Origin of the sequence: Nostoc sp. JL31 (genome assembly GCF_017114965.1) — a bacterium.
In the GTDB taxonomy this organism is placed as follows: Bacteria; Cyanobacteriota; Cyanobacteriia; order Cyanobacteriales; family Nostocaceae; genus Nostoc; species Nostoc punctiforme_A.
In genome coordinates this window covers 1-17,728 of record NZ_JABXKO010000120.1, presented here as the reverse complement: position 1 = coordinate 17,728, position 17,728 = coordinate 1, and the positions used below count along the sequence as shown (strand labels likewise).

Here is a 17,728-nt window from a genome sequence, read left to right as displayed (position 1 = left end):
AATGACCAAGGACGAAGGACAAGGGACAAATAACGCTGATAGCTTACAAAGAGAGAGTGAAACACAATGCTAAAGTTCCTAAAACAAGTTGGTGATTACGCCAAAGAAACAGTACAAGCTGCGCGTTATATTGGTCAGGGACTTTCTGTCACCTTCGATCACATGCGGCGGCGTCCAATTACTGTACAGTACCCTTACGAGAAACTAATTCCTGGCGAACGGTTTCGCGGTAGGATTCACTTTGAATTTGATAAGTGCATCGCTTGCGAAGTTTGCGTTCGGGTTTGTCCAATTAACCTACCTGTAGTAGATTGGGAATACGATAAAGCCAGTAAAAAGAAAAAACTCAACCACTACAGCATTGACTTTGGAGTTTGTATCTTTTGCGGTAATTGTGTGGAATTTTGCCCCACTAACTGTCTATCGATGACAGAAGAATATGAGCTTTCCACTTACGATCGCCATGAATTGAATTATGACAGCGTAGCACTAGGTCGTCTGCCTTACAAGGTAACAGATGACCCAATGGTGACACCACTGCGCGAACTAGTTTACCTACCCAAAGGCGTCCTCGAACCTCACGGACTACCCGCAGATGCGCCACGTGCAGGTGCGCGTCCAGAAGACTTGGTAGAACAAACAGAAAAATAAATGTCATTTGTCCATTGTCATTTGTCCTTTGTGCTTTGTTATTTGACTAATGACCAATGACTAATGACTAATGACTAATGACCAATGACCAATGACCAATGACCAATGACCAATGACAATTGACTAAGGACAAAAAACAGTGAATCTAGCAGAAGGAGTACAGTTAGTATCACTTGGCATACTGGGCGTGATGATGATTGGGGCAGCCATTGGTGTGGTGCTGTTCTCTAACATCGTCTATTCTGCCTTTTTGCTGGGGGGTGTGTTCATCAGCATAGCGGGAATCTACCTGTTGCTAAATGCTGATTTTGTTGCAGCTGCACAAATACTAATTTACGTTGGGGCGGTTAACGTGCTGATTTTGTTTGCCATTATGTTGGTTAACAAGCGGCAGGATTTTGTAGCATTTCCTAACTCTTGGGTGCGTAAAGTACTTACGGGTGTAGTTAGTGTAGGATTATTTGGTCTTTTAAGTACGATGGTACTGGCTACTCCTTGGGCATATTCAACTGCTCCTGTCGCGGGTGGTGAAAGTTCTATTGTTTTGATTGGAGAACATTTCTTCACTGACTTTTTACTACCTTTTGAACTAGCTTCCATTTTGCTGCTGATAGCGATGGTAGGAGCAATTATTTTGGCACGTCGTGAGTATTTGCCAGATCAACTGACACGATCCAATGTGGGGCAAACTGTTTTTACTTTACAAGAACGCCCTAGAGAACTAGTATCAACAACCAGCGAAACAAAAGAGTAATATTTGCGACCCGAATCGCAGATAAACAGCCAGCTTTTTCAGGAAGGATACCCAGATTCATGCAACTCCAGTACTTTTTATTACTAGCAGCAGCTTTATTCTGCATCGGCATCTACGGTTTAATTACCAGCCGCAACGCTGTGCGGGTGCTGATGTCAATTGAATTACTGCTCAATGCTGTTAATCTGAATTTAATGGCATTTTCCAACTTCCTCGACTCAACATTAATTAAGGGTCAGGTTTTCACAGTATTTGTGATTACTGTGGCCGCAGCCGAGGCGGCGGTGGGTTTAGCGATCGTGCTCGCCATTTATCGCAACCGCGATACCGTCGATATGGAGCAGTTTAATCTCCTGAAGTGGTAATTGTGCGTGCAACTCAAGCAGGTAATCATTGCTTATAAAGCGCGGGATGCCCGGAGTAAACAATGGGCAGAAATCTGTGCGAAACAACTAGAAAGTCGCGATTGCCAAGTGTTGATGGGGCCTAGCGGGCCGAAAGACAACCCCTATCCAGTCTTTTTGGCTTCGGCGGGTCAACCAATCGATCTCGCTTTGGTACTTGGTGGCGATGGTACTGTTTTAACTGGTGCCAGACATTTAGCCCCAGCTGGTATCCCAATTCTGGGAGTGAATGTGGGAGGTCATCTGGGGTTTTTAACTGAGTCGGTGGAAGAATTTCAGGATACAGAGAAAGTTTGGGATCGGCTGTTTGAGGATCGCTATGCTATCCAACGACGGATGATGTTACAAGCTGCGGTATATGAGGGTCATGGATCTAATTTAGAACCAGTGAGCGAACGTTACCTGGCTTTGAATGAATTCTGTGTCAAACCCGCCTCCGCTGACCGAATGATCACCTCAATTCTGGAAATGGAAATCGATGGTGAGGTAGTCGATCAGTATGTCGGGGATGGGTTGATTATTTCGACTCCCACAGGTTCTACTGGTTACACCGTTTCTGCTAATGGGCCAATTATGCATGATGGTATGGAAGCGCTTACCATCACTCCTATTTGTGCAATGAGCCTTTCTAGTCGTCCCCTCGTTTTACCCCCTGGTTCTGTGGTGAGTATTTGGCCTTTGGGGGATTACGATTTGAGTACCAAGCTGTGGACAGATGGAGTTTTGGGGACTTCAATTTGGCCCGGACACCGTGTTGATGTGCGGATGGCAGAGTGTCGGGCTAAATTTATTATTTTGCGCGAGAACAATTCCTACTATCAGACGCTACGGGAGAAGTTGCTGTGGGCAGGTACAAGGGTTCACTACAGCAATAATCACCGTAATTAATTAAGTATTTTAGAGTGCATTTACCGCAGATTGCGATCGCCTACGGTCTACGTGATCGCAACCAAAATTACCCAAGCCCCTGGATTCATCTGGGGGCTTTCTAGTTGTGTGGAGAAACCTATACATAAATGTATTAGCTCTTTAAAGTTTAGGATAAAATCTCGCCTCATCTTAATTCAGTCCTAGTTCTTCCTTCAATGCCTCCGGTATATTAACTGCTGTTTCTAATCCTCGCACATCTTCCCACTGCTGCTTTTTACCCCAGATCATCTCTTCTAGATTGGCGTCGCTAAGGTCTGCACCACCCAGAATGGCGTAACTGAGGTTGCTATGGCTAAGATCCGCACCGTTGAGGATAGCACCACTGAGGTTACTGCCGCTGAGGTTAGCACTGTTAAGGTTGGCATAGCTGAAGTCTGTGCCAAACAGTATAGCGTCAGTCAGGTCAGCACCACTGAGGTCGGCGTCGTTGAGAATCACGCCACTGAGGTCAGCTTCGTTGAGAATCACTCGACTCAGGTCTACACCGCTGAGGTCGGCACCTAAGAACATTGCACCGTTAAGTCTGGCATTGTTAAGTTTGGCACCGTTAAGTTTTGCATAGCTGAGGTCTGCGGCAACAAGGATAGCATCGCTGAGGTTGGTACTGAAAAGAATTGTGTCACTGAGGTTAGTACCGTTGAGGATGGCGTGACTCAAATCAGCACCACTGAGGTCGGCGCGGCAAAGGTCGGCATGGCTAAGGCTGACGCTATTAAGGTTAGCTTCACTCAGATTTGCACCAAAAAGGATGGCGTTACTTAGGTCAGCATGACTGAGGTTAGTGCTGCTAAGGTCGGCGCGGTTGAGGTCGGCGCGGTTGAGGTCGGCGCGGCTAAGGTTGGTATTGCTAAGGTCGGCGCGGTTGAGGTCGGCGCGGCTAAGGTTGGCACAGCTAAGGTTAGCACCGCTAAGGTTAGTGCTACTAAGGTCGGCACCACTGAGGTTAACACCGCTGAGGTTGGCACCGCTGAGATTGGCATCGCCGAGGTTGGCACCGCTAAGGTTAGCACCGCTGAAGTTTACGCCAGTTAAGTTGGCATCGCCGAGATAAGCAAGGCTTAGATCAGCACCGCTAAAATCTGCCCCTGTAAGGTTGGCATCGCCGAGGTAAGCATTGCGAAAGTTACCGCCTTTGAGGAATTGTCCAACTATACTGCTAAAATTGCCAATTTCCAGGGCATCGCTATAGTTGATAACCCGCAGCAGTTGGGATGTGAAAAAATTGTCTGTGTCCGGTTGGGCAGATGGATAAAAGGTGATTTTTTGTTTGAGTTCATCTCGCCCTTGGGCGTAGCGGTGTAACTCTAACAGTAAAATCAGTACGTTCAGCCCTGTATATATGTCTACCTGTCTCAACCCGATCGCAATATTTTGTGCCGCTAGCTTTAACTTTGTTTTTTGAGGCAGGTTATCATCTGGTGTCCCATCGATAAATTCTCCCTGACACCAGCGACTATAAAAATCTTCTAGCCGCTTAAAAAGCAATTCTGGGCGAATTTTTTGACCAGTCACAACCAATTCCATTACTTGGTTGACTATTTCAGGTTTCAGGGCAGCACTCCCCAATAAATCATAAATCTCTTCGTACATCTGGCGATCGCATACTTTAAAGCAAAACTCAGTGGGTAAAGTGCCCAATGTGCGATCGTTTATCTGAGAAATCAAACCGTTCTTTGGTATTGTCCATTTTTCTAAGCTTTTTTGCAGTCTTGGAGAGTATAAATATTCCTGCAAATTATCTTGAGCTAGTCTAACGCTTTTGTCTGGTTCTTGAATATTTTTTCCTAGAGTTAAAACTGCTTCAGTTTGTAGCGATGTGGTCTTTGGGATCTCTTGTAACCTTGTACCCCTCACATAATTTCTCAGCAGCTGCCAAACTTGAGATAAATATGTTGACATTTTTGTTTCCGTTGTTACATTTAAATAACTGTTTTTGATAATCCCGAATTAAAAACTTTTTTATGCTAGTTTGCTTTGCATTCCCAACAATCAATAGTATAAATAAATACTATAGTAAAAAATCATGAGTTGGGGATGTTTACAGCAGGCTACTTCTGATAAATTTGCCAACGGCGTTTCTGGATGGCGGCTTCTCGCTCACCTGTAGTAACCTTAAGCTTTCTCTCATGATCTAAATAAAGTGTTAACTTAAAAATTCTTTCCCAGCTCAACTAATTCTATGATTTAGCTAATTTGTTATACTTTTTCCCCAAGAAATTTCCTAGTCTGATGTAAAAATCATACTTACTGTTTGTGGTATATGCAATTGTTAGGAAAAATCCTACACTAAAACAGCACAACAAAGCTGAAAAATGGCAACTAAAATTTAATTTGAAAGTTTGTTGCCTAATATAAAGCAGCTAAGATAATCGCCAGAGGGCAGGCTATATAGCTTTGCAAAAGTTAAAAATTAACGAGAGATAGTTATCAGGTAATGAATGCGATGAACAGATTAACCTTTTATATGATTTTGTTACATAGTTTATTTTTAGGAATAGCGACAGCTAGCGCTAAGTCACCGTTTGTTAACAATGTTGATACAGCCAAGCATATTGTTGGAGAAAATGTGGTTAAAACCAGAAGTGGAGAGAAATTCAATAGTCAGTTATCGACAGAAACTTCTTCAACTAAAATCTCAGCCTTATCATTAAATAATATTAATATTCCTCAGAAACAGAGGCTACCATTAGGTAAAATTTGGGTAGTTAATCAAAATAAATATGCACAAGCTCAACCGTTTATTTGGATAGTAAAAAACCTGAAACAAGCAGGTCAGCAACCATTTTTAGAAGTTGCACCCCCCCCAGATAAAGCAAATGCAAAGCCTAGTACTACCGCGAAACCAGCAGCAAAGGATGATTTAGAGCCATTTAACGAAGTAATTAAAAATACCCAAAAATCAGGGGGATTGTTCACACTTTATCGCAGTAAAGAAAAGAATAAGATTTATCTAGAAATTAAGCCAGAACAACTTAATAAAAATTACCTAGCTACAGCAACTCTGGAATCGGGGATTGGTGAACGGGGTATTTACAGTGGTATGCCTCTGCAAGATTTTTTGTTTTATTTCCAACGGGTGGATGATAAACTACACTTTGTCATCCGCAATGTGAATTTTCGCACTCGTGAGGGAGATCCCCAAGTGCGATCGCTGACGCGATCTTTTAGTGACTCTGTTCTCTACACCATTCCCATTAAAAGCATTCATCCAGAACGCAAAACCCTTCTCATTAACTTGGAAGATTTGTTACTCACAGACTTAGCTGGATTATCTGTAGGTTTAGGAGTACCAAAAAGCACAAGTCAGTCCTATTTTGGTACTGCTAAAGCCTTTCCCCAAAATTTAGAAGTCGAGTCAATTTTGAATTACTCTAATAGCGTTGACGGCGACAATGAAATTGCAGGCTTTGGGTCGCTAGCTGACAACCGTGGCTTTACCTTGCGCGTCCACTACAGTCTCTCCCAACTACCCGATCGAGATTATCGACCGCGCTTTGCTGACGATCGCGTCGGCTATTTCATCACCGCCTACCAAGATTTATCCAAAGACGACGATCGCGGCGATTCTTTTGTCCGCTACATAAATCGCTGGAATTTAGAAAAACAAGACCCGAAAGCAGTTATTTCTCACCCCAAAAAACCAATTGTCTTCTGGATTGATAACGCTGTACCCTTAGAGTACCGCGATGCCATGAAAGAAGGCGTTCTGATGTGGAACAAAGCCTTTCTCAAAGCCGGATTCAAGGATGCAATTGAAGTCCGCCAAATGCCAGATGATGCTACCTGGGACCCGGCAGATATTCGTTACAACACGATTCGCTGGATCAACACAGTCGATGGCTACTTTGCAATGGGGCCATCCCGCGTTAATCCATTGACAGGGGAAATTTTGGATGCAGACATTCTCGTAGATGCTAGCTTTATCCGGTCACTCAAGAGTGAATATCGCAAAATCGTCCAACCCAGCCAAACAGAAAATCGCACAACTTTATCGGCTTTGATGCAAAATCGTCTACTTTGCGCCAATGGTTTAGATGGGAAAAACAATGGTGTGCCCCAAAAGATGCAAGGACAAGAGGGGTTGTTGAATCGTTTATCAAAAATGGCAGGCGAGTACGATTTATGCTACGGCATGGAAGCTGCTAACCAGTTTGCCTTTGGTTCACTGGCGATGTCACTGCTGCCTGATACTATGGCTACTCCAGACAAAGTAAAAGAATATATTAATCAATATTTACGTTTAATCATCGCTCACGAAGTTGGACATACTCTTGGTTTACGTCATAACTTCCGTGGTAGTACACTGCTAGCACCACAGGAGATGAATAATACAGAAATTACTAAAAATAAAGGTCTGACAACTTCTGTCATGGACTATATTCCCCCAAATATCGCCCCTCAAGGTACAAAACAAGGAGATTATTTTCCGAGTATGGTGGGGCCTTATGATGAATGGGCAATTAAGTATGGCTACACAACAATTCAGACATCAACTCCTCTAGCAGAAAAGCCAATTTTGGAGGAAATTGCTGCACAATCCTACAAGCCAGAGTTGAGTTATTCCACAGATGAAGATGTATATGACCTCGACCCAACCGCTAATGCTTGGGATAATAGCGGTAATGCGCTGCTTTATTCTCAGTGGCAATTGAATAATTCGCGGGTGATGTGGGAACGTCTCGATAAGCGTTTCCCAACGGCTGGTGATAGTTACAGCGATGTGAGCGAACGCTTTAGTACAGTATTGGGTAACTATTTCCAGCAAATATATTTCACCACAAAATACATCGGAGGACAATCTTTCTATCGCATTCACCCGAGCGAGCTACCTGCCGAGAAAGTCTCTGGAGTTCCCGAACACCGTTTACCATTTGAAGCAGTACCAGTTGAAGAACAACGCCAAGCTTTAGAAACGCTACAAAAATATGTATTTGCAGAAGATGCCCTTCGTTTTTCACCAGACTTACTCAATAAATTAGCACCTTCCCGTTGGCGACATTGGGGTAGTTCTCCGCAAGTGGGTCGTTTGGATTTTCCCATTCATGACTTGGTGCTACTAATGCAGGGTTCTGTGTTGCGAGATTTACTCTCAGGCGATCGCCTCTCTCGTCTCAAGGATATTGAACTCAAAACTCCCGAAGGAAAAGCACTGACTCTACCAGAATTATTTGACACTTTGCAATCAGGTATTTGGACGGAAGTTATCCAACCAAAAGCTAAACCGATAAAGATTGCCAGTTTGCGGCGAGGCTTGCAGCGTCAGTATTTGGACATTTTGACTAGTATGGTATTGCGAAAAGAAAATGTTCCAGAAGATGCTCGCACTTTAGCTTGGTATAAACTCAAACAGCTTGATGAAAAACTTAAGGGAGTTAATTCTGAGGATGAATATACCAAAGCGCACTTATTAGAAACGCGCGATCGCATCGAGAAAGTTTTAAACGCTCCATTGCAAACAAATTAAAAAAGTTAGGAGTGAGGAGTTAATAGTAAAATTCCTTACTTCTCTTCTTTTCCCCAAATTTTGGCAAAATATATTTAGAATGCTCATACAGGCTGAAAAAATAGTTTATGTCAGCTAGAGATAAATTTCACAATGTTGTGAAATCAGCATTACAAAAGGACGGATGGCGAATTACTCATGACCCTTTGCTAATTCGCATAGAAAATATTACCGATATGTATATCGATTTGGGAGCAGAGAGAATTATTGCGGCAGAAAGAGAAGGACAAATAATAGCGGTTGAAGTTAAAAGTTTCATCGGCACTTCAACTATTTCTGAGTTTCATACTGCGGTGGGACAATTTATTAATTATCGATACGCATTAGAAGAGATAGATTCCGAGCGAGTTTTGTATTTAGCAGTGCCTTTAAACACTTATAACGATTTTTTAAATAAACCATTTATCAAAACTATTATCCAGCGCAGTCAAATCAATCTGATAGTTTATGATGTGGAAACGGAGGAAATTATCCGATGGCAGATTTAGATAAATATCGAGAGTGTATTCGGCAATTACTTACAGAATATGCTCAACGTGCCTCCTCTAATAATGAAATTGAAGCTCAAACAATTTTTGACGTAGAACAAGACCATTACCAACTGATATATATTGGTTGGCAAAATAGACGTAGGGTTTTTGGCCCTGTGATGCATTTTGATATCAAAAACGGCAAAATTTGGATTCAGTGGAATGGTACAGAAGAGGATGTAGGTGAGCAACTTACGGCGATGGGAGTACCAAAACACGATATTGTCGTTGGATTTCACCCGCCCTACATCCGGCAGTATACAGATTATGCTGTGAGTTAAAGGCTGTTGCTAAACTACTTGTAAAAATCTCATTTACTCTACGTGTGTTGCACCCTTGATAAAGGGTACGTGATACACATCTAGATTGCTCAATTTTTCCCATTCAGCATAACCAATGCGATGTCTAAAAACTCAAAATGAGGCAGCAGATAATAAAATCTATCTCTGCTACCTCTGCATTATCCTAACTACTCAATGCCTTTAAGAACCGTTGCAAACTCTTAAACACATTGGGCTTTCTTGTAGGTGTCGCGTCTGTTGTTGTTTGCGGTTGTCCTTTTAAAACAATGAGATCCAAATCATCACCAGATGGTTTTGTGGGTAATTCGGCAATTCTTTGATATTCGCCGACGGTTTCCAGCCAAACTTCCCACTGTCCTGGGTAGCAGCGATATAGGGCACTTTCATCGTCTATAGGGCGCACGTAATAGACGGATTCAATGGTACTGATAAAGCGATCGCGGATTTTTCTCGCTGTATAACCAATGCCCACGGTTCCAGAATCTTCTAAGCGAGGATTTAACAAGACTAAAGGGCGATCGCCTATTACTTCACACAGCTTTTCCAACTGCGGCACTTCTACGGATGTGGGGGCGATGAATAAGAAAATTTCATCCTCTGGCTGAATTTTTGTCTGCAAGGAAGCAGCCCTACCCGTACCAATATCCAAAATTTGAAATGGTGCATCTGCCCAATTACGCCGGGCTAGAGCCGCAGCCCCAGCGTCGGCAAAGAAAATCTTCAAACGGGAATCATAAGCTGTAAACGCCGGTAGAAATTGTTCCGCTACCGGCATAAACTTCAGTTCCGGGAACAGGAACTCAACTTGTAAGCGAGTACAGCCATCTGCAAGGGCAGCTTGGACGGCTACACGAGATTGGGCGATCGCATCTTCAAGACTATTTGGAAGTTCACTCATAATCTGCATGGTTCTGTAGTGTCTACTTCCATTGTTTCAGTATTGGCTCTTAATTAGGACTTACGCAGACGAGATCGCCCAATTCCCTGAAAAGGCAGGGCTGTTTCATTATGAAAAGCGCTGTATCGCCATGATGCGATCGCCTCAACCAGTTGAAAAATATTTTGTTTCAATATAGGGTCTTGTTTTTTATAACTTTAGTTATATCTCTATTGATGATTAATAGTGTTCAGGTTCAGTATTACCCTAACAATGTAAAAAATAAATCATCAAATATCTCCATTGAACTCAGTCGCCAGCAGGAGGATACTTAGCGCAATATTTTTTACACTAGAAAATAAACCTTATAAACAACTTAGGAACAGCGTATGCCTCTTCATAAACTTGAACATTTTGATCAAAATTATCGAGACACTTTTGGCGGAGACGATCTCAAAGCGTTGGATCTTTATACTGGCGGAGGGGACAGAGTTGGCTCAGTTGCTGACGTTTTAGTTGATGATGATGGTCATTTCCGGTATTTAATTATTGATATAAGCTTAGATTTTGTTAGCAAGAAAATCTTACTACCAATTGGTCTTTGCCGGATCAGTTATCCAGAAAGACGCGTCTATGTTGACGGGTTAAGCAGACAGCAAATAGAAGGTTTACCCGATCATACAGAAGATGCGATCGTTAATAATGATTACGAAGAAAAGGTACGTAATGTATTTCGTTCTCCAACCAGCGGTGTAATTTCCGATCGCGATACATATAATTACCAAAAAGATCCAGATTTATATGGGTTGAATGAGCAATCTAATCAAACTTTTAAACTCTATGAAGAACGATTAATTGCCAACAAACAACGCATCAAAACCGGAGAAGTAACGGTTGGTAAGCATATTGAAACAGAAACTGTACACGTTACAGTACCTATTCAAAAAGAACGAGTTCTGATTGAGCGAGTTACGCCAACAGAAGCAGGAAAGGCTATAAATCCCAATGAACTTCAGTTTCAAGAAGGGGAAGTAGCACGTATAGAAGTGTATGAAGAAACTCCTGAGATACATAAAGAAGCATTTGTGCGTGAAGAAGTCCGGGTGAAAAAAGTAGTAGAACGGGACACTGTAGAAGCAGAAGGCACCATTCGTCGAGAAGAATTAGATGTTGATACTGTGGGTAATTTAGACGTGCAATAAAATGATATCGCCACACATGAAGCTATTTAAGTAGTTGGTTCATAAATTTATTTAATAGATTTATCTGAATAATCATACAGGCAAAGTTAATTTTATCTCTGCCTGTGTTTTTTATTAAACAACAAGAGTTCTGACTTATGAGACAAGTCGGAAGTCTGAACATTCAAAAAAAATTGCATCTTGATAAAAAATTATGTAGAGATGCAAAGATACAAAATTTTGCGTTGAGCATCTTAATATATTTGGAGAATCCCGTGGATCAAAGCTAAATCTAAATATATTTTTACAAAAGAAAGTGAGATGCTCCCATTTCGTGTCTATAGTGAGCCATATCGATCAAAAATCTCTCTAACTTTCGATTATTTAACACTGGAAATAATTCATTCGGCAGAAGGATGTATAACAATAAATAAATGTCTAGTTTAGTTATTAAGAGATGACAAAAAAATATTTGAGGTAAAACATAATGGTTCTTTACAAACTAGAAGATTTTGAGCCTAGCTATCAAGAGAGTTTTGATGGTCATGACATTAAAGGGCTGGGTGTCTATACACAGGGAACTGATGAAAAAGTTGGTACTGTTAGCGATGTTTTAGTTGATGAAGAAGGTCATTTTCGCTATCTAGTTGTTGATTTAGGCTTCTGGATTTTTGGTAAAAAAGTATTACTACCAATTGGCCGCGCCCGTATCGACTATAACATTGATCGCGTTTACACAATTGGCTTGACTAGAGAGCAAGCTGAAGATTTGCCTGAGTTCGATGAACGTCAAACCCTTGATTACGACTATGAAGAACGGGTGCGTGGGGTATATCGCCAACCCACAGACTACAACAACCTTCCTGTAGAAGCTGCAACACCATTAGACCCTTTAGCAGGATTAGATCCTTTAGGAACACCTGTAGCACCATTAGGTACAACTCCCACTTATGCCCGTGATAGTTATACTTACGAAAATGAGCCTGCTTTATACGGGTTAAATGAGCAAGATCATCAAACTTTGAGATTGTATGAAGAACGGCTGATTGCCAGCAAACGACGCCAAAAAACTGGAGAAGTAACAATTGGCAAGCATGTTGAAACTGATACCGCACGGATTGCAGTGCCAGTAGAAAGAGAACGAGTTGTAATTGAGCGTGTAACTCCAGCAGATGCGGGTACGGCTGTTTCTGGGCGCGAAGCAGACTTCCGTGAAGGCGAAGTTGCTCGCATAGAGATCCATGAAGAAACTCCTGATATTCGCAAAGAAGCATTTTTGCGTGAAGAAGTCAGAGTTAGAAAAGTGGTAGATCAAGACACAGTTGAAACTCAAGAAACCGTGCGTCGTGAAGAGTTAGATGTTAATTCTGGTAATCTTCCGATTGAAGAACGCTAACTAAACATAGTCATTAGCTAGTAACTAATGACTAATAATTAATTCTACACAGTACAGGTGAGGCTGTTGAATTAGCTTTACCTGTCCTTACAATAGCTGATACCAGTTACAATATTTTTCGGATAAACCCAACAATCTCTATTTTGGACTGGGTAAAGGTTAAAGGTAAATTCAAACTCTTTCCCCTTCGCCTTTAACCGAAAAGTATTGATACCAGTTAGAATTTTTGATTGCATATATTATTACACTGGATATCAGTTAAATAAATCCATTGATCGCAAATCTTTTCTAAATGGTATCCAAATGATTAATAAATTTAATTTAGCTAAGTAGAAAGCAGTTAGTAAACTTTCCAGATGAATAGCCAAACTATCGCAAAAAACACTTTACAGCCAAAAAGTAATTCTCGCACCATCTCCTCGCTGGCAGATTTAAGAAAGAAGGTGAACAATTTTGCTGTGTTTGATAACCAAGGGCAGCTAGTAGGAGTAGTTCATGATTTAATCGTGGATGGTAATCGTCGGCTCAACCTCGTTATATCGAACCAGGCTAATCAAAAAACTGCTGAATATAGCCAGCAGTTAGCTGAGAAACATCCTTCTTTATTTCAGTTGCATAGCCAAAGAATAAAAAAAATAGACAAGCCGACTCAATCTGTTTTCATAGACTTAAACAAATCAGAAATTGAATATATGCCTGAATATTTAGAATCAGAAACACCAGGCGATTTTAACTCAAATGAGCAACTAGCTAACAATCAAATTACAAATAGCCCAGTTGAGTCATTAAATAATTTAGAACAGGTTCCTGAAGAACAGATTATTCGTCTACTAGAAGAACGACTATTTGTTGAAAGCAGTAAGCGTAAAGTTGGTGAGGTAATTGTTCGCAAAGTAATTGAAACCCGGATGGTACAAGTTCCTGTCCGGCGTGAAAAGTTGATTGTGGAACAAATTAGCCCAGAACACAAACAACTTGCAGAAATTGATTTAGGGCAAGGAGAAATTTCTGGCCTTGATTTGACCGAAGTAGAAAGACTTGAAGCTACACATAACAACGGTTTAACGGTAAGCGGCGAGTTTAGCTCACCTAAAATTGCTAATTTATTATTGAATGCGATCGCACTAGAGCGAAATAACGGCTGCAAGCAGGTGCGTGTTACCATTGCTGTTGAAGATGAGTCGCACCAGAAAAAATACCAGGAGTGGTTTGACCGCTGTTCTAAAGGTCAATCACTAAAGTCATAACAATAAGTTTCTAGCAGATAAATTAGTAGGGTGGGCATTGCACACCCTATTTTTTTGCTGATTTATAGCAGTTTTCATGTATTTGAAGCATACCCGTCGTAGGGGTGCAAGTCCTTGCGCCCCTACCGCGTGGTCTATTTACCTGAAAATAGCTGTAAGAAAAGAAAGTTTAAATTTCCACTCCCCACTGCCTAACTGTCTAGAGTGAATGTCTCTAAAGCAAGTTAATTTACAATACTAAGTAGTTGCCGTCCTTTTGGCTACTTGCAATGAAATTTCGACTGAAGAGACTTTCACCTAAGAAACGACAGCGTTTGATCTCACCGATTCAGATTCAAGTTCAAGATGGAAAATTTGAGATTATAGGTATGGGTGCATGGCATTCCTACTGGCGCGATCCCTATCATCTGCTACTAACGATTCCCTGGACTGGCTTTTTGCTGCTGATTTGTACTTTCTATATAACTATTAATGCTCTATTTGCCCTAGCTTACTTGATAGGAGGAGATTGTATTGCCAACGCCCGACCTGGCTCTTTTTTAGATGTCTTTTTCTTTAGCGTCCAAACCCTAGCATCTATTGGGTATGGGGCAATGTATCCGAAAACAACTTACGCCAACATTATTGTCACTATTGAAGCAATGATCGGTTTGGTGGGAATTGCTGTGATGACAGGACTCGCGTTTGCTCGATTCTCTCGGCCTACAGCCCGTGTACTCTTTAGCCGTGTTGCTGTCATTACAGCTCATAATGCGATGCCGACTCTCATATTTCGCAGCGCTAATAAGCGTCGCAATACGATTCTGGAGGCGCAGATGCGAGTCTACTTGATGCGCGACGAAGTAACCCTAGAAGGACAGTTCATGCGTCGGTTCCACGATCTCAAACTAGTGAGGAACCAAACACCTAGCTTCACGTTAAGCTGGTCAGTGATGCATGTTATTGATGAGTTTAGTCCTTTATATGGGATGACACCAGAATCGTTAACCCAGACAAATACTATGCTGATTGTCTCTTTGAGTGGCATTGATGAAACGGTTGCCCAGGTTGTTCATGCCCGTCATAGCTATGCTGCTAATGAGATTTTGTGGAACAATCAATTTGTCGATATCTTTTACCACACACCCGATGGACATCGCTACATTGATTACAATCGTTTCCACGATGTTTTACCTTTAGAGTAAAGGAGTGAAATTCCTGAAAGTTACTCGGAAGTCTGATTGAGCGGTGATTGTAAGGGTTTAACGACCACGCGGCCATTTTCAATTACAGTACAACTTTTAACCGTGCTCTTACTGTGGTTAACTGGCACATCCTGGCACTGGTTTTGGTGGGAGATATTTTGCTCTTGTTGTTGGTTGAGGACGACAACACAACAGGCGGAGGAAGCAAAGGACATATAACTTAATTTTGATCTCTATATCTATTATCGCGCTACTGATGCTGTTTGACTGAAAAATTTGCTACTCATGTATTTTGCCCGTTCAAAGCTCCTGTCAAATTTATCGTAAGTACTTGCTTTATTGTGCTTGTAGCCTGTTTGATATATCTAAACCAATTAAACAGGAAAGCGGTTATAGATCCCGCCCCGCTTTCCTCCCTGCTCAAAGTTGTTTGTCAGGATTAGATAGTGGGTTTTTCTAATGAAAAAATTTTTGAGATATCTGGGTTTAGGTTTGCTATCTACGTTCTTGACTGCTACTCCCGGATTGGGGGCTGAACGCATTAGCTTTTATTATCCTCCCTTCGGCGAATTTTCCTTATCGGTGGATTCGCTGGAAACCTTTGCTAAAGAAGGCAAAATTGATCGAGATTTTTCATTTTATGCTAGTCGTGCTACTCCTGAACAACTCGCTCAACTGCGGGATTTACTCCAGCAGCGCTTTAATCTCACTCCTACACTAGTATCTCAAGTTACCTACTCACCGATAGGCGAGCAGCTGGTGCAACAACTGGGAAAATTACTCCTCACTGAGTCTCGAAAGAATGGGTTTTATGCCATACGTGCCTCTTTAATTTTGTCTGCTGCCGATCGCGAAGGGTTAACGGTTGTGAATTTACTGCGGAAATTTCCTAGCGATACTATACGGGTGAATTTCACAGAGGGATTAAGGATAGTCGATGACTTATCGCAATTGATTAAAAGAAAGGATGAAGTTTTTGCTTCTCTTCAAAAAGAAGCGATCGCTCAAGCAGCTACTTCCAATATTGATTTCTCCCAAAAACCAGATTTGCGATCGCCAGGACAATTCACTTGGCAGAAAAAAAGCCTGGAGTTAAATGACATTTCTCGCTCACGCCGTCTACCTGTGGATATCTATTTACCGAAAGCAGGTTCAGAAAAAGCTGGAGAATTACTCTCGCCTCCCTTTCCCCTAATTGTAATTTCTCATGGACTGGCCTCAGACCGCTCTACCTTTGTCTACCTGGCTGAACATTTAGCATCATACGGTTTTGCCGTTGCTGTACTGGAACACCCTGGTAGTAATGCCGAACGTTTTCAACAATATTTTGCGGGTTTGGCAGGGCCGCCTGATGCAGCAGAATTTGTCAACCGACCCTTGGATATCAAATATCTACTCAATGAACTCCAGCGTCTAGATAAATCTGATCCCAGCCTCCAAGGAAAACTCAATTTTCAGCAAGTTGGGGCGATCGGTCAATCCTTTGGTGGTTATACTGTTTTGACTTTAGCAGGAGCCAATATTAATTTTGAGCAACTGAGGCAAGATTGTAATCCCGATAATTCATCCTTTAATTTGTCGCTGTTTTTGCAGTGTCAAGCAAACGATTTACCTCCAAAAAATTACCAACTCAAAGACGATCGCATCAAGGCTATCATTGCGATTAATCCCATTGACAGCTCAGTTTTGGGTCAGGGGGGAGTCAGTCAAATTAAAGTTCCCGTCATGCTGGTAGCAGGGAGTCAAGATGTTTTTGCACCACCGGTATTTGAGCAAATTCGCCCCTTTACCTGGCTTTCTGACACCAATAAGTACTTGGCTTTGATTGAAAATGGCACCCACTTTTCAGCGATCGCCGAACCTACTCCTCAAAACGATGTCTTACCTGTACCACCTGCCTTGCTAGGCCCCGATCGTGCTGCTGTTTATTCTTATCTCAACGCCCTCAGCGTCGCTTTTTTAGAAACCCATCTCCTCAACCGCCCTGAATATCGTTCCTATTTGCAGCCTTCCTACGCTACATTTATCAGCAAAGAGCCACTTAATCTCAGTATTTTACAGTCGTTGTCGGTAGCTCAGTTTAATCAAGTTTGGAGTGGGTCAACTCCCCAGTCAAGCAAACCATCAAATCCTCAACCTACTTCTACCCCTTATCAACCTTTGAGGCAATGAAACAGTCCTGTTGCTTTTGCAGGGGGGTTGGAGGGATCAAAAGCCCTCACCCTAAATCCCTCTCCTTTGGGAGAAGGACTTTGAAATGGACTTTAAAATTGGCTCCCCTTCTCCCAAGTGTGGGAGAAGGGGTTGGGGGATGAGGGCTAGTTTTATATTCGTGCAAGAGGTCTAATGCGTAAATCCTGAGTACTTCTCAATGGCGTGGAATACAAGAAAAAGCCTATAAATCTGTTAGCAGCCTTGCTTTTCTCAGAATAAATGTCATTACGGTTTCTTTTTTGGAAATGATATCAGCTGTAACTTCCATTCCTGGTTGAATTGGATAAGATTTATCGCCCTTTTTTAAATAAAGTCTCTCTGCCTCAATTGTCACCTCATAGTAAGGTGCAATTGGATTGCCGTTAAGTTGAGATGTAATAGCGTCGGCGGTTATTGCTCTAACAGCTCCTTTAAGGATGCCGTAATCTGGGTATGGATAGGCAGAAAGCCGCATTTGTACTTCCCCCTCAGAACATTTTGTTACTTATACGACTTTACACCCCACATTCCGCAGGGCGTGTTAAAAAAGAAGATAATATTTTCGACAAGGGGCAC

The 17,728-nt window shown here is 41.9% G+C and carries 15 protein-coding genes; 12 read left to right on the top strand and 3 right to left on the bottom strand.

Annotated elements, in window-relative coordinates; genetic code table 11:
* Positions 1–66: 66 nt before the first annotated feature.
* From ndhI to HWQ43_RS32145, 4 genes are all read left to right on the top strand, one after another.
* Positions 67–651 carry an NAD(P)H-quinone oxidoreductase subunit I gene (gene ndhI, locus HWQ43_RS32160; protein ID WP_292741186.1) on the top strand — a complete coding sequence of 195 codons (585 nt, stop codon included), beginning with the start codon at positions 67–69 and terminating at the stop codon, positions 649–651.
* Positions 652–790: 139 nt separating this feature from the next.
* Positions 791–1,405 carry an NADH-quinone oxidoreductase subunit J gene (locus HWQ43_RS32155; RefSeq protein ID WP_292741184.1) on the top strand — a complete coding sequence of 205 codons (615 nt, stop codon included), beginning with the start codon at positions 791–793 and terminating at the stop codon, positions 1,403–1,405.
* A gap of 59 nt (positions 1,406–1,464) precedes the next feature.
* Positions 1,465–1,770, top strand: coding sequence for an NADH-quinone oxidoreductase subunit NuoK (gene nuoK / locus HWQ43_RS32150; protein WP_006199065.1), 306 nt, complete (start codon positions 1,465–1,467; stop codon positions 1,768–1,770).
* A gap of 6 nt (positions 1,771–1,776) precedes the next feature.
* Positions 1,777–2,697 (top strand): NAD(+) kinase, encoded by a 921-nt coding sequence (locus HWQ43_RS32145; protein ID WP_099102632.1) that lies wholly within the window; start codon positions 1,777–1,779, stop codon positions 2,695–2,697.
* Between the two features lie 171 nt (positions 2,698–2,868).
* On the opposite strand, the gene HWQ43_RS32140 is transcribed toward HWQ43_RS32145, so the two are convergent.
* Positions 2,869–4,638, bottom strand: a complete 1,770-nt coding sequence (locus HWQ43_RS32140) for a pentapeptide repeat-containing protein (protein ID WP_292741181.1) — start codon at positions 4,636–4,638, stop codon at positions 2,869–2,871.
* 544 nt (positions 4,639–5,182) lie between these two features.
* On the opposite strand from HWQ43_RS32140, the gene HWQ43_RS32135 reads away from it, so the two are divergent.
* The 3 genes from HWQ43_RS32135 to HWQ43_RS32125 all read left to right on the top strand — a co-directional run bounded on the left by HWQ43_RS32135 (position 5,183) and on the right by HWQ43_RS32125 (position 9,053).
* Positions 5,183–8,203: a zinc-dependent metalloprotease gene (locus tag HWQ43_RS32135; RefSeq protein WP_292741179.1), complete on the top strand. Its 3,021-nt coding sequence runs from the start codon at positions 5,183–5,185 to the stop codon at positions 8,201–8,203.
* A 107-nt stretch (positions 8,204–8,310) separates the two neighbouring features.
* Positions 8,311–8,730 carry a XisH family protein gene (locus tag HWQ43_RS32130; protein WP_094349046.1) on the top strand — a complete coding sequence of 140 codons (420 nt, stop codon included), beginning with the start codon at positions 8,311–8,313 and terminating at the stop codon, positions 8,728–8,730.
* Complete coding sequence (locus HWQ43_RS32125; protein ID WP_094349045.1) at positions 8,718–9,053, top strand: XisI protein; 336 nt, start codon at positions 8,718–8,720, stop codon at positions 9,051–9,053. Before HWQ43_RS32130 ends, HWQ43_RS32125 begins: the two co-directional genes overlap by 13 nt.
* 184 nt (positions 9,054–9,237) lie before the next feature.
* Here HWQ43_RS32125 and HWQ43_RS32120 read toward each other — a convergent pair whose 3' ends face one another.
* A complete protein-coding gene (locus tag HWQ43_RS32120) occupies positions 9,238–9,972 on the bottom strand; it encodes a DUF1995 family protein (RefSeq protein ID WP_292741176.1) in 735 nt (244 codons plus the stop codon).
* 368 nt (positions 9,973–10,340) lie between these two features.
* Here HWQ43_RS32120 and HWQ43_RS32115 point away from each other — a divergent pair, with 368 nt between their 5' ends.
* The 5 genes from HWQ43_RS32115 (at position 10,341) to HWQ43_RS32090 (ending at position 17,131) form a co-directional block, all read left to right on the top strand.
* Complete coding sequence (locus HWQ43_RS32115; RefSeq protein WP_292741174.1) at positions 10,341–11,153, top strand: DUF2382 domain-containing protein; 813 nt, start codon at positions 10,341–10,343, stop codon at positions 11,151–11,153.
* A 466-nt stretch (positions 11,154–11,619) separates the two neighbouring features.
* Positions 11,620–12,528: a DUF2382 domain-containing protein gene (locus HWQ43_RS32110; RefSeq protein ID WP_292741172.1), complete on the top strand. Its 909-nt coding sequence runs from the start codon at positions 11,620–11,622 to the stop codon at positions 12,526–12,528.
* Between the two features lie 356 nt (positions 12,529–12,884).
* Positions 12,885–13,775, top strand: coding sequence for a DUF2382 domain-containing protein (locus HWQ43_RS32105; protein ID WP_292741170.1), 891 nt, complete (start codon positions 12,885–12,887; stop codon positions 13,773–13,775).
* A 269-nt stretch (positions 13,776–14,044) separates the two neighbouring features.
* On the top strand, positions 14,045–14,959 hold the full coding sequence (locus tag HWQ43_RS32100) for an ion channel (protein WP_292741168.1): 915 nt from the start codon (positions 14,045–14,047) through the stop codon (positions 14,957–14,959).
* Between the two features lie 459 nt (positions 14,960–15,418).
* Positions 15,419–17,131 (top strand): alpha/beta hydrolase, encoded by a 1,713-nt coding sequence (locus tag HWQ43_RS32090; protein WP_292741164.1) that lies wholly within the window; start codon positions 15,419–15,421, stop codon positions 17,129–17,131.
* 223 nt (positions 17,132–17,354) lie between these two features.
* On the opposite strand, the gene HWQ43_RS32085 is transcribed toward HWQ43_RS32090, so the two are convergent.
* Positions 17,355–17,627 carry a hypothetical protein gene (locus HWQ43_RS32085; RefSeq protein ID WP_292741162.1) on the bottom strand — a complete coding sequence of 91 codons (273 nt, stop codon included), beginning with the start codon at positions 17,625–17,627 and terminating at the stop codon, positions 17,355–17,357.
* Between the last annotated feature and the right edge of the window lie 101 nt (positions 17,628–17,728).